Below are 14,719 nucleotides of genomic sequence, written 5' to 3' on the forward strand. Positions count from 1 at the left end.
TCATCCTATCATGAAAAAAACGCTATCCTATTTAATCCTGTTAACTGCTTCTGTATTTTGTTTGCTAACCGGGCACCTGCAAGCGCAAAGCAAGCACACCTTTGCCCTGGGCGATACCACTTTTTTGTTAGACGGTAAACCGCTGCAAATGATATCGGGCGAGATGCACTGCGCTCGCATACCTAAAGAGTATTGGCGCGACCGCATGAAAATGGCAAAAGCAATGGGCCTCAACACCATAGGCACCTATGTTTTTTGGAACGCCCACGAAGCCGTACAAGGTAAATATGATTTTAGCGGCAATAATAACATTGCCGAATTTATAAAAACAGCACAACAAGAGGGCCTTTGGGTAGTTTTACGGCCAAGCCCTTATGCCTGCGCCGAATGGGAGTTTGGCGGTTACCCCTGGTGGCTGCTTAAAGATAGCACCATGAAAGTGCGCAGCCTCGACCCTAAATTTATTGGTGCCTATAAAAAATACATTACCCAGTTGGCAAAGCAACTGGTGCCCCTACAGGTTACGCACGGCGGCAATGTATTAATGGTACAGTTTGAAAACGAATATGGTTCGTACAGCAACGATAAGAGTTACCTGGATATGAACCGTAAAATATTTAGGGAAGCCGGTTTTGATGGCGTGTTGTTTACCTGCGATGGCGAAACCCAAATGCCCAGAGGTTATTTGCCGGGCTATTTACCCGCAGTTAATGGCCTTGAAAACCCGGTTGAGGTAAAAAAACTGATTAACAAATACCATGATGGTAAGGGACCGTATTACATTGCCGAATGGTACCCCGGCTGGTTTGATAACTGGGGCGGCACACACGCAAAAACCGACGTGAAAGACGCGGCTGATAAACTGGACAAAATTTTAGCCGCAGGTATTTCGGTAAATATGTACATGTTTCATGGTGGTACCACGCGCGATTTTATGAACGGAGCCAACATGAGCCGGAAAGAACCCTACTCGCCCCAGGTATCAAGCTATGATTACGATGCCCCGCTTGACGAAGCCGGAAACCCTACCGATAAGTTTTTTAAACTAAGGGAAGTTATTGAAAAGCATTTACCTGCTAACGTAAAGTTACCTGCGGTGCCTGCAAAAAAACCAACAATTGCCATTAGCAATATTCGGTTAACGTCGTATTCCAATGTATTTAAAAATCTGCCACAGCCTGTTTTATTAAAAATACCGTTGTGTTTTGAGGATCTGGATCAGGGTTATGGCTTTGTTTTATATCGTACCAAAATTTCAAACAGCGGCTTGTTAAAAATATCCGAAATGCGCGACTTTGCCATTGTTTACCTAAACGGAGTTAAAATAACCACGTTAGACAGGCGTTTAAAACAAGATTCGGTAGTGCTGCAAAACGTAGCAAAAGATGCCGTTTTAGATATTTTGGTAGAGAACAATGGCCGCATAAACTACGGCCCCTTTTTAACCGATAACCGCCAGGGTATTACCAGGCAGGTAACCTTACAAGGCACTAAACTTTTCGACTGGCAAATGTATAAACTGCCGTTTGCCAGCTTAAACGGCTTCCAGTTTTCAAATGAAGCCATTACCGGCGATGCACCTGCATTGTACAAAGGCACTTTTGAGTTAACCCACGTTGGCGATACCTATTTAGATATGCGCCCTTTTGGCAAAGGCTTTGTTTATTTAAACGGCCACAACCTGGGTAAATATTGGAACATTGGCCCGCAGCAAACCATTTACATACCCGCAGTTTGGTTAAATAAAGGCAAAAATCAAATCGTAGTTTTCGATGAATTAAAAAACGGTCATACCAGCATCAGCACCCTTGCTCAATCCATTTTAGATAACCAAATAACTGCCGCAGCTCAATGATAAATACCGTTAAAAAAACAGCCACCGTAATACTATTAACCGCCGGTATGGTATTACCCTGGCGGGGTCAGGCGCAAAATCAATCATTGCCGTTAATTCCCTATCCGCAAAAAGTAACAATGGCAAGTGGGTCGTTTAACATCAACAGGCAAACAGTTATCGCACTTCCGTCAGGCCAGCAATCCCATCAGGAAGCCACCCTGTTAAACAACATGGTAGCTAACGGCTTAGGCACTTACTTAAAATATGGTACAGGTGCAGGTACTAACGTAATTAAGTTGGTTACCGATGCTTCTGTAACTGCCAACGAAGGTTATATATTAAGTATCACGCCAAAAAAAATTATCCTGTCGGCTAAAAGCGGTGCGGGTATGGTGCGCGGTATCGAAACCATTAGGCAATTAATGCCGGATAATGTTGAATTGGCAAACGGTACTAAACTCAAACAACTGGTACTTCCGTCGGTAAATATTGAAGATTATTCAACCTACACCTGGCGCGGTATGCATCTTGATGTTTCGAGGCATTTCTTTTCTATCGCATACATCAAAAAATACATCGATCTGTTGGCACTTTACAAATTCAACACGTTGCATTTGCATTTAACCGACGACCAGGGTTGGCGTATCGAGATCAAAAAATATCCCAAACTTACCGAACAAGGCGCGTGGCGCACCTTTAACAACCAGGATTCGGTTTGTATGGAAAAAGCTAAAACCAATCCCGATTTTGCTATCGATCCTAAACACATCATTACCCGCAATGGTAAAACCCTTTACGGCGGCTTTTACACGCAGCAGCAAATGAAGGGTATAGTTGCCTACGCGGCTCAACGCCATATTGATATTATCCCCGAAGTTGATATGCCCGGCCACATGATGGCGGCCATTAATAACTATCCGTATCTATCGTGCGATGGCGGCAGCAAGTGGGGCGAGGTATTTACCACCCCGATATGCCCCTGTAACGAGAGTACATTTACCTTTGCCGAAAACGTTTATAAAGAGATATTTGAGATATTCCCAAGTAAATATATCCACATTGGCGGAGACGAGGTTGACGGTTCGGGCTGGGCAAAGTCTGGTGCCTGTAAGGCTTTGATGGTTAAAGAAGGCATTACCACCGCAGCCCAACTGCAAAGCTATTTTATTAACCGGATGGAAAAGTTTTTTAACAAAAATGGCCGCAAGTTAATTGGATGGGACGATGTTTTGGAAGGCGGCATTAGCCCCACAGCCATTGTAATGTATTGGCGAAGCTGGAAACCAAACGCCCCGGTTACCGCAGCTAAAAACGGCAATAAGGTCATCATGACGCCCGGCAGCCCGCTTTACTTTGATAACGAGCCCGATAAAAACTCGGTTTACAATGTGTACCATTTTAACCCCGTTCCCGAAAAACTAAACGCCACCGAAGCTAAAAATATAATTGGCGCACAAGCCAACGTTTGGACTGAGCGCATACCTACCGAAAACCGAGGCGATTATATGATATTCCCACGATTAACGGCCCTTGCCGAAGTTTTGTGGACCGGAAAGAATGATTATCAGGGCTACCTTGCACGGTTACAGCAAAACTACCCGCGCCTGGATGCTTTAAATGTGCATTACCGTTTGCCCGATTTGCAAAATGTTGCCCAAAACAATGTATTTACAAACCAAGCCACATTAAACATTACCGCACCGCTACCGCAAATGGTAATGCGTTATACAACGGATGGTTCGGTGCCCAATCTAAAATCAACGGTATTAAGCGGGCCGCTAAAAATAACACAGTCGGCAACAATTAAACTTACAGCCTTTATGCCTAACGGGCTACATAGCGATGTTTACAACATTAACTACAAACAGCAAAACCTGGCCGAGCCAATAATAAAGGCCAATACACAACCTGGTTTAACATGCGATTACTACGGAGCGTTTTATAAAAAAACCGCCCTGATACCCACCGAAAAACCAACCGGACAATACATTGTAAACACCGTTGTGGTACCTGCTGAGGCTGCAGCACCGCAATTTGGTTTACGGTACACCGGCTATTTAGATATTCCCGAAACAGGCATTTACACCTTTTACCTCACCTGCGATGATGGGGGAATTTTAAATATAGCCAACCGTTTGGTGGTTGATAACGATGGCCTGCATTCGGCAATTGAGAAAGACGGCCAGGTTGCTTTGCAACAAGGTTTACAACCCATTGCGCTCAACTTTATTGAAGGCGGCGGTGGCTATACACTTAAATTAAAATACAGTAAAAATGGTTCGGCACCGCAGGATATTCCTGCCGCATGGTTAAAACATTGAATATGAAAAAGTTTATCCTTATTTTATTTCTTGTAAAGGCAACATTGGGTTTTACGCAACCTGCACCAAAGCCCTTTGGCGCGCTGCCATCAAAGGCGCAGCTTAACTGGCACCAAATGGAAATGTATTGCATCATCCATTTTGGGGTAGATACCTATACAGATAAGGAATGGGGCTTTGGCGATGAAGATCTTAAAATATTAAATCCGGTAAAATTTAATGCGGCACAAATTGTTGGTGCAGCTAAAGCCGGAGGTTTTAAAGGCGTAGTAATTGTAGCCAAACACCACGATGGTTTATGCCTGTGGCCAAGCAAAACCACGGAACACAACATATCAAACACAGCCTGGAAAAACGGCAAGGGCGATATGGTTAAAGAGTATCAGTTAGCCTGCCTTAAACTTAACATGCAAATGGGTGTTTATTGCTCACCGTGGGACAGAAACAATCCCAATTATGGCAAACCCGGATATTTAGCCATTTACCAAAATCAGCTTAGGGAACTTTACCAAAATTACGGTACGCTGTTTGTATCGTGGCACGATGGTGCCAACGGCGGCGACGGCTTTTATGGTGGCGCGAGAGAGATCCGCACCATAGACCGCTCCACTTATTACGATTGGCCAAACACCTGGGCCATTACCCGTAAAATGCAGCCTTCGGCAGTTATTTTTGGGGATGTTGGCCCCGATGTGCGTTGGGTTGGTAACGAAGAGGGCCATGCCGGAGAAACCTGCTGGGCAACCTACAACCCGCAAGCCCCCGATGCAGGCAAAATTCCGGCAAACGGCTACGTTAAAGATGAAGAAGGTACCGAGGGTACTCTGCACGGTACACATTGGATGCCTGCCGAGTGCGATGTATCGTTAAGGCCGGGTTGGTTTTATCACGCCAGTCAAAATAACCAGGTAAAATCGCCATATACATTACTTAACCTGTATTATAAAAGTGTTGGCCGTGGTGCCAATCTCGATCTGGGCCTCTCCCCTAACCGCAACGGGTTGCTTGATACCGAAGACGTAGCATCACTTAAACAATTCGGCAAAATTTTAAATCAAACGTTTGCGGTTGATTTGGCTAAAAGTGCCAAACTCACAGCAAGCAACATTCGCGGAAACAACGCAGCAAAATATGGCCCCGAGTTTTTGCTGGATAATAACCGTTACACCTATTGGGCCACCGATGATAAGGTAACAACGCCCGTATTAACTTTAAACTTAGGCACCTTAAAAAGCTTTAATGTGATACGCTTACGCGAAAATATTAAACTGGGCCAGCGCATAGAAGCCGCCGAAGTAGATGCATTTTTAGCGGGCGAATGGGTAAAAATTGCTTCGGTTACCAGTATAGGCGCAAACAGATTGATTAGGCTGCCTCAAAATATAACTACCGGCAAAGTGAGGTTGCGCATTACAAAATCGCCGGTTTGCATTGCTTTAAGCGATTTTGCTTTATATAAGGAACCAACACACGTAACCGTACCAATAATTACGCGCAATAAAGCCGGTCAGGTTACCATTGCTACCGATGCACCTGTTGAGGCCATTCGCTACACCGTAGATGGTAGCGATGTTACCATTAAATCGCCAATATATAACGCGCCTATAGTTTTGGCTAATGGTGGTTTAATTAAGGCAATAGCTATTGATGGCAAACAAACCAGCGAACAGGCAATGGCGCAATTTGGTGTAAGCAAACAAAACTGGACTGTGCTACCCGGCACTACGGGCAACAACCCGAAAAACGCCATCGACGAAAATAATAATTCGTTATGGAGTACATTACCTACCGACAGCGTTAGCAGTTTTGTACCTGCAGAATTACGCGTTGATATGGGCACGGCACAAAATATTGCAGCCTTCAGTTATTTACCAAGGCAGGATAAAAAATCGGCTGGCGTGGTCGATCAGTTTGTGTTTTTGGTTAGCACTGATGGTGCAACCTGGCAACAAGTTGCCGGTGGCGAATTTGCCAATATCAAATCGAACCCTATTGAGCAGCAGGTTAAGTTAGCACAACCCGTTAACGCACGGTATTTTGCTTTTAAGGCTCTGCATGTTGTTAGCGGCAATGGCATAACCGCCGCCGAAATAGGCATAACTACTCAACAATAAAAGATTATGATAAAGGCCGCCAAATTAGCTTTCTGTATTTTTGCAGGCTTGCAAAGTTTAACTGCTTTTGCACAGCAAGGCGCTATACGTAATAATTATATTAGTGATGCAGGTTTGCCGCAGTTGCAAATTGAGCGTAGTATGATTTACACGCCGGGTAATAGCTGGTTGTATAATCACCACCCCGCTATCAGTTATTTTAATCATAAGTATTACGCTTTATGGTCAAACGGAATAAAAGACGAGGATTCGCCGGGGCAAAGAGTAGTATATGCCGTTAGTGCCGATTTTGTGCATTGGTCGCCCATTAAAGTATTGGCAAATCCAGCCAAAACTAACGATACTTTAAACGTGCTTACCGCAGCAGGTTTATACCAGTACAAAGGTACTTTAGTGGCCTACTTTGGCGAATACACGAAACATCGTAAAAACACAAAACTATGGGCCAAAACCACCACCGATGGCGAACACTGGAGCGAGCCCATTGATTTGCATGTTCCCCTGATACCCAACCACGGTCCGCAGGCTTTAAAAAGTGGAAGGCTGCTCATCAGCGGTAACTTTTTATTTCCATACACCGACGACCCACGCGGCATTTCCGGATGGAAATTAAGCAGCTTTTATGCCGATTCGCTTTATACTCAGGATAACTCATCGGCGTTTTACGCACCCTCGGTTAAAAATGGATACCCGCCATTATGCGAAGGTTCTTTTTATCAAACAAGCGATAACGTGATACACATGCTACTCCGCGTAACAGGCAAAGGCTGGAAAGGCCGCTTATGGCTAACCGAAAGTACCGACAATGCCCAAACCTGGAGCAAACCCATAGAAACAGCCTTTAGCGATAATGATAGCAAATTTCATTTCGGCACCCTGCCCGATGGCCGTAAGTATTACGTAGGCATACCAGATACCCTGCACCATTACAACCGTAACCCATTGGTTTTGAGCATTGCCGATGATGGAAAACTATTTAACCACCATTATATTATAGCAAACCAATTATACCAGCTTAAACAGCCCGGTTTATGGAAAGGCGGCCAGTATGGTTATCCGCATACCATCATCAGCAATGGTTATATGTACGTTATCGTTTCGCGCCAAAAAGAATCTATCGAGGTTATCCGTTTCAAAATCAATCAGATAACCAGGCAAATCCGGCTAACGGCGTATATATTAACGGTTGCATCAATGCAAAACTTGCATAACGCGGCTACCAGGTTATATTTTTATCCCTAACCTGTTCTTTATTCTGTATGATAGACCGTAATCCAGGTAGGCTTGCTTTGTTTTATCTATTTTTTCGCTCATTTTATTAAACATTCTTAAAACACGGTTTCTTTTCCGGTCAACTATCAAAAATCTACCGTGTTCCGTAAACGAGTTTTTTGTGGCACCAAACTCTTCTACAACAGCATCCCATGATTCGTGCGGGTCTTCATTTATTTTTTTATAAAGCTCACCGCCACCCACCGGGTTTAGATGTTTCATTTGTATGGCATCTATAACGGCTAATTTGTTGGTTGGGTAATCTAACATTTTACTCCAAACAGAATCTAAACCCCACGACGATTCATTTACAATGAACGACGGCATACATTTTTCAAGAGCAAAACGGTTAAATAAAGGTGCCATAACTTCAACCTGACCCATAAAACGCAAATAGCAATCGGGGTTGTGCATTAAAATGGGCCAGCTACAATGCGAGTCACTTGTTAACGATGCCTGTGCTATCCATAAATCTAACGCCCGGGCGGTATCAAACATTTTGTTAATGCTCAGGGTGTCGATAGCAATATCATCGTCAATAAAATAAAAATATTCGTATTGGCCCAGCCACTCCGGTTTGATAACCGTTAGTAGCTCGTGGATCATTTTAAACTTAAAGTTTTTTAAATGAAAAAAATAATCAGCCTCAGCATACAGGTCAGGTTCATCAATATCAGCATGATAGAACAACAAACACAAATCAAAATTGCGTTCGTGGCCGCCACTTAACCAATAATCTTTAAAAACAGGCGTTTTATTACCGCACGGCGCTATTACAATATTTTTACGTATCAATATCGATTGTTTTAAATTAATAGGGGAATTTGTTCTAAATATAATATTTTGGATTGACTATCTGCTTTAAAAAGCTGTTTAGAATATCAAAACGCTTTGATTGAGCTTTTACCAGTTAACTGTGACAAGGGCTAATTTTGATGGCTTAGCAGCTTAACTTGTTAACTGTGCAGTTAAATATAACAGCATGCGTTTAACTGCATGTTTTATTATTTTACCATCCATTTTTTGTTATTTAAAACTTAGAAACGAAACCTCTTGTCTCATTATAAAAACACTCCTTTTTGAATGCTAAAAACATGCACTTCTAGTAATCGATTGCAGAAATTTAAAGCAAAAAACGCACCTCTTCATTACCTCCATTATTGTTTAAAAGCTTAAAAAAAATGCACTATTATGAACAATCATCAATTTGTATTATATTTATGCAACCGATTACAACATGAAAAATCATCCTAAATTACTTTTAATAGCCTTTTTACTATGCGCTGGTTTTAAAAGTGAATGCCAAATTCGCTTACCGCAGCTTGTTGCCAACGGTATGGTGCTACAGCGCGACCGCGAAATTACCCTATGGGGATGGGCAAATGCCGGCGAAAAAGTAACAATAAAATTGTTAAATAAAACCTACCACACAACAACAGCCCTAAGTGGTACATGGACTATTAAATTGCCTGCACTAAAAGCCGGTGGCCCTTATATGTTAGATATACAGGGCACAAACCATATACAGCTTAGCGATGTTATGGTTGGCGATGTTTGGTTTTGTTCGGGCCAATCAAACATGGCGGTGCCTATGGAGCGGGTAAAAGAAAAATACCCTGACGAGATAGCGACGGCTAACTTTCCAGATATCCGCAACTTTTTCGTTCCTACCTTGTCAGACGTAAGCAATATACACGCCGATTTACCTCCTGGAAAATGGATGAAGGCCGACCCGCAAAATGTGCTTGCTTTTGGTGCCGCGTCTTATTTTTTTGCTAAACAACTGTATCTAAAATATCATGTGCCAATAGGTATTATCAATTCGAGTGTTGGGGGTACACCTATTCAGGCATGGATAAGTGCCGAAGGGATAAAAAACATCCAGCCCTACGCTGGCAGGCTCAAACAGCTAAAAGACACCGCATTTTTAAACAACCTCATACATCCGCCAAATAAAACTTATAGCGGCGCACCGCAACCTACCCTTACCGACCAAGGCTTAACCGGGCCAATTAAATGGTTTGATACCGCTTACCAACCTAAGGGCTGGCATAACTTTTGGCTGCCAGGCTACTGGGCAGATGAGGGTGTAAAAGGGTTAAATGGCGTGGTATGGTTTAGAAAAGAAATTGATTTACCCGCAAACCTGGCAGGCAAGGCCGCTAAACTATTTTTGGGCCGTATAGTTGATGCCGACGAAACTTACGTTAACGGTATAAAAGTTGGCAATATTACTTACCAATACCCGCCCCGCCGCTACACCGTTGCCGAAGGGATATTAAAACCAGGAAAAAACATTATTGTGGTGCGCTTAATAAATACAAGCGGAAAAGGCGGTTTTGTACCCGATAAAACCTACCAACTTAGCTGCGGCGAAACAAACATTGATTTACGTGGCGATTGGAAATACCAGGTTGGCCTTGTTTACCCGCCACCGGTACCCGGCACTATGCAGCCGCCACCTTTTTCGGCACAAAACGAGCCTTCTGGCCTATACAACACCATGGTTGCTCCGGCTATAAACTACGCCATAAAGGGCTTTGTGTGGTACCAGGGCGAAGCAAACACATCAAACCCAAAAGAGTACAAACAGTTACTACCTGCTTTAATAGCCAATTGGCGCGAAAAATGGGGCGTACCAAACTCGCCGTTTTTATACGCCCAACTACCCAACTTTATGGAAGTGCAGTACTCCCCGTCAGAGAGCCAATGGGCGCAATTACGGGAGGCCCAAAGGCAAACGCTTGATGTACCCAATACCGCAATGGCTGTAACAATTGATGGCGGCGAATGGAACGACATACACCCCCTCAATAAAAAAGTAGTTGGCGACAGGCTTGCACTATTGGCTCAAAAATTAGCTTATGGCGATGCCAGCCTGGTTTCGGGCGGGCCATTGTATCAATCTTCAAAAAAGGAAGGTTCTGCCATAGTTATCAGTTTTACCAACGTGGGCAGCGGCCTTGCAGTTAACGGTGGCGGCGAGCTTTCGCAATTTGCCATTGCCGGTGCAGATAAAAGGTTTGTATGGGCCAAAGCTAAAATACAGGGCGATAAAGTTATGGTTTGGAGCGAGCAAGTACCCTCCCCTGCTTACGTGCGCTATGCCTGGGCCGACAACCCCGAAGGTGCCAACCTGTATAACAACGAAGGTTTGCCCGCTTCGCCCTTTAGTACCGATGAACTTTAACTTTTGATAAGCAACAACATTAAAAACTAAATCCATATTTATAAACCAATAAGTAAACTCATGTTTAAAACTACATCAGCACTATTGTTGTGTACCTCGCTGCTTGCGAGTGTATCTGTTTCGGCACAGCAAAAACCAAAGTACCTTGCCCAACCGCTCATTTCAACCATTTACACGGCCGATCCATCTGCCCACGTTTTTAATGGAAAAATTTACATTTATCCATCGCACGATATTGAATCGGGCATACCGGAGAACGATAACGGCGACCATTTTAACATGCGCGATTACCACATTTTATCGTTAGACCGTATTGGCGGCCCGGTGACCGACCATGGCGTGGCACTGGATATTAAAAACATACCCTGGGCAGGCAGGCAACTTTGGGCGCCAGATGCAGCTTATAAAAACGGAACCTATTTTTTATACTTCCCGGTTAAAGATAAAAGCGACGTTTTTCATATTGGTGTAGCCACTTCAAAAAATCCGGCCGGGCCGTTTAAGGCACAGCCAAAACCCATTGCAGGCAGCTTTAGTATTGATCCGGCTGTATTTGTTGACGATGATGGCAGCACATACATGTATTTTGGTGGTATATGGGGCGGCCAGTTACAGCGATGGAAAAATGGAAAATATGATGCTAACGGATCTAAAACCGATTGGCAGAAAGATGATGCACCGGCAATTAGCTGCCAGGTAGCTAAATTAAATGGCAATATGCTTGAGTTTAGCGGCACTGTAAAAAATGCTTTAATTGTTGATAGCGCAGGCAAACAACTTACCGGAAAAGATCACGACCGCCGCTTTTTTGAAGGCTCGTGGATGCATAAATTTAATGGCAAATATTACTTAACCTATTCAACCGGCGACACGCATTACCTGGCCTACGCCATAGGTAAAACGCCAATGGGTCCGTTTGTATATGCCGGCCACTTTATGCAACCCGTACAAGGCTGGACAACCCACCACTCTATTATTAAATTTAAGGGCAAATGGTACATTTTTTACCACGATACCCAACTATCCGGAAAAACACACCTCAGGAATGTTAAGGTTACACAATTATACCACAACGCCAACGGTACCATTAAAATGATAAACCCGTAATAAGGTTAACCCGTAAAAAGTTAAACATGTAACAAAGCACCTATCTGTTAACCAGAAGGTGCTTTGTTATTTATGCAAACAAATTGTTAAAACTTTACGCTATTGAGCGAGCCAAAAAATAGCACCTGGCAACCAAAGTGCTATTTTAAATACCAATCCGGCCATTAAGGTTGCCTGTTTACAAACTCTGTATTAAAAAAGGCTTTGGTTAATAACTGATAGAAAATACCGTTTGCCGGAAACCAACGGTTTTGAGCGAAAACTGCCAGCCATGGCTTAACAAAATTTCCCTAACCAGGGTAAGGCCTATGCCTTGTCCGTCTTTTTTGGTACTGTAAAAAGGCGAAAACAAATTGGCAACATCATCATCAAATATACCGCTGCCTGTATCTGTTATCGTTACGGTTTTTTCAACTTCATTTACACTAAGCTCAATAGTTCCAATCTCATCAATTGCTTCAATACTGTTTTTAACAATGTTTATAATGGCCTGCTCCAATAGCTGTTCGTCGGCCATAATGTAAATGGGTTGGGCGGGCAGGTTAAATATCAACTCAATATTTTTGGCCCCTGCCTGCAAACTCATTAAATTAACTACGTTACTTAAAAGTGTATTTAAATTAATGCGTTGTTTATTGGGCAATGGCAGTTTAACCAGTTCGGCAAAATTGCGCATAAATAAATTGAGGTTTTGGTTACGATCGACAGCAACCTGCAAGGCATCCTTAATCGAATTAAACTGATGATTTGCCCAAAGCTGGTGCGTAATAAGCGCCGATTGCATGATAGAATTTACCGGCCCAATGGTATTATTTACTTCGTGAGCCATCATCCGTATTACTTTGCCATACACATTTTTTTCGGCAGCCAAAATCTCCGCCGTTAGTTCTTCTATCATTATAAATTGCCTCGAAAAACCCCGGTCAATAAAATGTGCTTTTTGCAATTTAAAGGTGCTCATGCCATCCGGCTTTACAACCCGGGCTTCGCCTACAGGCAAATTCCGGATATTTTTAAACAAGGGCTGGGGCAATTGGTCAATTAAAAAACCCTGTAATTGAGCAGCATCGGCACCTAATATTTCTAAAGCTTTTGGGTTAAGATGTTCAATCCCGTGGTCATGGTTTAAAATTATAATACCCGTTGGCGATGTATAGATAAGCTTTTCTAAAAAAAAATGCTGTTGCTCCTGCCGCGTGCGCTCAACCCGCAACTCATCTATCATTTGGTTGTATACTGTTATCAGTTGGTCTACCTCGTGTTTCCCGGTAGTTAAAAACTTAACATTAAAGTCGCGGTCTTTAATGGCTTCGATGCCTTGCATCAGGTATTTAAGCGGTTTAATGAGTTGGCTGTAAAGTTGGGTAGCAATCACCAAAGAAACAATGATAAGTGCTTCCGATGCGATAAAGTATATCTTTTTTTCGGTAAAAATAAACCAAGTAAGTACCAGGGTAACTAAGTGCAAAATAGCAACAAACAAAATATACTTAGTCCTCAGTTTCATCATAAGGAATTTGGTATTTATCCAATCGGCGGTATAACGCACTGCGGGTTATGCCCAATGATGCCGCCGCCCGCGATATTTTATTTTTATGATATTCCATAGCGCGCTTTATCATTGCTACCTCAACTTCTTCTAAAGTTAATGTGCCAACGCCGGGCAACTGTGTATCTCCTCTTTTTACCGGTGAGCTTTCCAGTTGTGTTTGAAAATCCTCAATATTCAACTCATCTTTTTTACTTATCAAAATGGTGCGTTCAACCAGGTTTTTTAACTGGCGTATATTACCCGGTAAAGGTAATTGCTGCAACCATTTGATGGCATTACGGTTAACACTAAGTAAAGGGCGGTTGTAAATTTCTTTTAAATTATCTACAAAAAAGCTTACCAGCAAAGGTATATCTGCGGGCCGTTTACGCAGGGGCGGCAAATTAATGGTGATGAGGTTAATGCGGTATAAAAGGTCTTCCCTAAATGTGCCGCGGTTTACCATTTCGTCAAGGTTTTTATTGGTGGCGCAAACCACGCGTATATCTACAGCTTTGGTGCGGCTGCTTCCCAATACTTCGTAAGTTCTGTCTTGCAAAACACGTAATAGTTTAACCTGGCTGCTGGCATCCAGGTCGCCTATCTCATCTAAAAAAATAGTTCCTTTGTTAGCCATTTCAAAACGACCAACCCTATCAAAACGGGCGTCGGTAAATGCGCCGCGCATGTGCCCAAACATCTCACTTTCAAACAGGGAGGTTGATATACCGCCAAGGTTAACTTTAACAAAGGGTTTATTACGGCGCGCACTGTTTTGATGAATAGCTTCGGCAATTAACTCTTTACCGGTGCCACTTTCGCCCATTATCAAAATGGATGCGCCGGTATCGGCCACACGGCCAATAGTTTCCAGTATATTCAATATTTGCGCATCTTGGCCAACAATATGTTTAAAATTATAGGTTTTATCCAGTTCGCGACGGGTGCGGTGCTCCGCTTTTTTATCTTGCAGATCCAGCAATGTTTTTACCGATTGCAACAAATGCTCGTTGTTCCAGGGTTTATTAATAAAATCATTGGCTCCGGCTTTCATGCCCTGCACGGCCAGTTCAATACTGCCCCAGCCGGTTATCAATATAACAGGGATGGCGGCATACTGTTGTTTAAGCTTAAACAGCAGTGCCATCCCCTCTTTACCAGATGTATCAGCCGAGTAATTGAGGTCGAGAATGATAAGTTCAACGGTTTGCCGGTTAACAATTTTTAAAGCTTCGGCGGGGCCACTTGCTACGCAAACACCGTAACCGTTGCTTTCAAACAACAGCACCAGCGAGGTGCGTACCGCTATATCATCGTCAATTATCAGTATCATAAATTTCGGCTCAA

9 protein-coding genes are annotated in these 14,719 nt (G+C 43.1%); 6 read left to right on the forward strand and 3 right to left on the reverse strand.

Translation table 11 applies throughout. The features are described 5' to 3' along the window. The first annotated feature begins 10 nt into the window (after positions 1-10). Genes BDD43_RS23275 through BDD43_RS23290 form a run of 4 tightly spaced genes read left to right on the forward strand, consistent with a single transcriptional unit; the run spans position 11 to position 7,514 of the window. Positions 11-1,855, forward strand: coding sequence for a glycoside hydrolase family 35 protein (locus tag BDD43_RS23275; RefSeq protein ID WP_121202093.1), 1,845 nt, complete (start codon positions 11-13; stop codon positions 1,853-1,855). Next, positions 1,852-4,158 carry a family 20 glycosylhydrolase gene (locus tag BDD43_RS23280; protein WP_246001754.1) on the forward strand — a complete coding sequence of 769 codons (2,307 nt, stop codon included), beginning with the start codon at positions 1,852-1,854 and terminating at the stop codon, positions 4,156-4,158. The genes BDD43_RS23275 and BDD43_RS23280 overlap by 4 nt, the downstream gene beginning before the upstream one ends. Before the next feature lie 2 nt (positions 4,159-4,160). Then, a complete protein-coding gene (locus tag BDD43_RS23285) occupies positions 4,161-6,272 on the forward strand; it encodes an alpha-L-fucosidase (RefSeq protein ID WP_121200233.1) in 2,112 nt (703 codons plus the stop codon). A gap of 6 nt (positions 6,273-6,278) precedes the next feature. Continuing rightward, complete coding sequence (locus BDD43_RS23290) at positions 6,279-7,514, forward strand: exo-alpha-sialidase (protein WP_121200235.1); 1,236 nt, start codon at positions 6,279-6,281, stop codon at positions 7,512-7,514. Here the strand turns inward: BDD43_RS23290 and BDD43_RS23295 are convergent. After that, positions 7,497-8,339 (reverse strand): hypothetical protein, encoded by an 843-nt coding sequence (locus BDD43_RS23295; RefSeq protein WP_246001756.1) that lies wholly within the window; start codon positions 8,337-8,339, stop codon positions 7,497-7,499. The genes BDD43_RS23290 and BDD43_RS23295 overlap by 18 nt on opposite strands. Positions 8,340-8,781: 442 nt before the next feature. Here BDD43_RS23295 and BDD43_RS23300 point away from each other — a divergent pair, with 442 nt between their 5' ends. Together BDD43_RS23300 and BDD43_RS23305 are read left to right on the forward strand one after the other, a co-directional pair. Then, positions 8,782-10,734 carry a sialate O-acetylesterase gene (locus BDD43_RS23300; protein WP_121200237.1) on the forward strand — a complete coding sequence of 651 codons (1,953 nt, stop codon included), beginning with the start codon at positions 8,782-8,784 and terminating at the stop codon, positions 10,732-10,734. A 60-nt stretch (positions 10,735-10,794) separates the two neighbouring features. Then, the gene (locus BDD43_RS23305) at positions 10,795-11,841 is read left to right on the forward strand and encodes a glycoside hydrolase family 43 protein (RefSeq protein ID WP_121200239.1); all 1,047 of its coding nucleotides are present in this window, start codon (positions 10,795-10,797) and stop codon (positions 11,839-11,841) included. Between the two features lie 208 nt (positions 11,842-12,049). Here the strand turns inward: BDD43_RS23305 and BDD43_RS23310 are convergent, their stop codons facing one another. Further along, positions 12,050-13,351, reverse strand: a complete 1,302-nt coding sequence (locus BDD43_RS23310) for a sensor histidine kinase (protein ID WP_246001758.1) — start codon at positions 13,349-13,351, stop codon at positions 12,050-12,052. Continuing rightward, the gene (locus tag BDD43_RS23315) at positions 13,332-14,705 is read right to left on the reverse strand and encodes a sigma-54-dependent transcriptional regulator (protein ID WP_121200243.1); all 1,374 of its coding nucleotides are present in this window, start codon (positions 14,703-14,705) and stop codon (positions 13,332-13,334) included. The genes BDD43_RS23310 and BDD43_RS23315 overlap by 20 nt, the downstream gene beginning before the upstream one ends. Positions 14,706-14,719: the final 14 nt, after the last annotated feature.

Origin of the sequence: Mucilaginibacter gracilis (assembly GCF_003633615.1) — a bacterium.
Lineage (GTDB): Bacteria > Bacteroidota > Bacteroidia > Sphingobacteriales > Sphingobacteriaceae > Mucilaginibacter > Mucilaginibacter gracilis.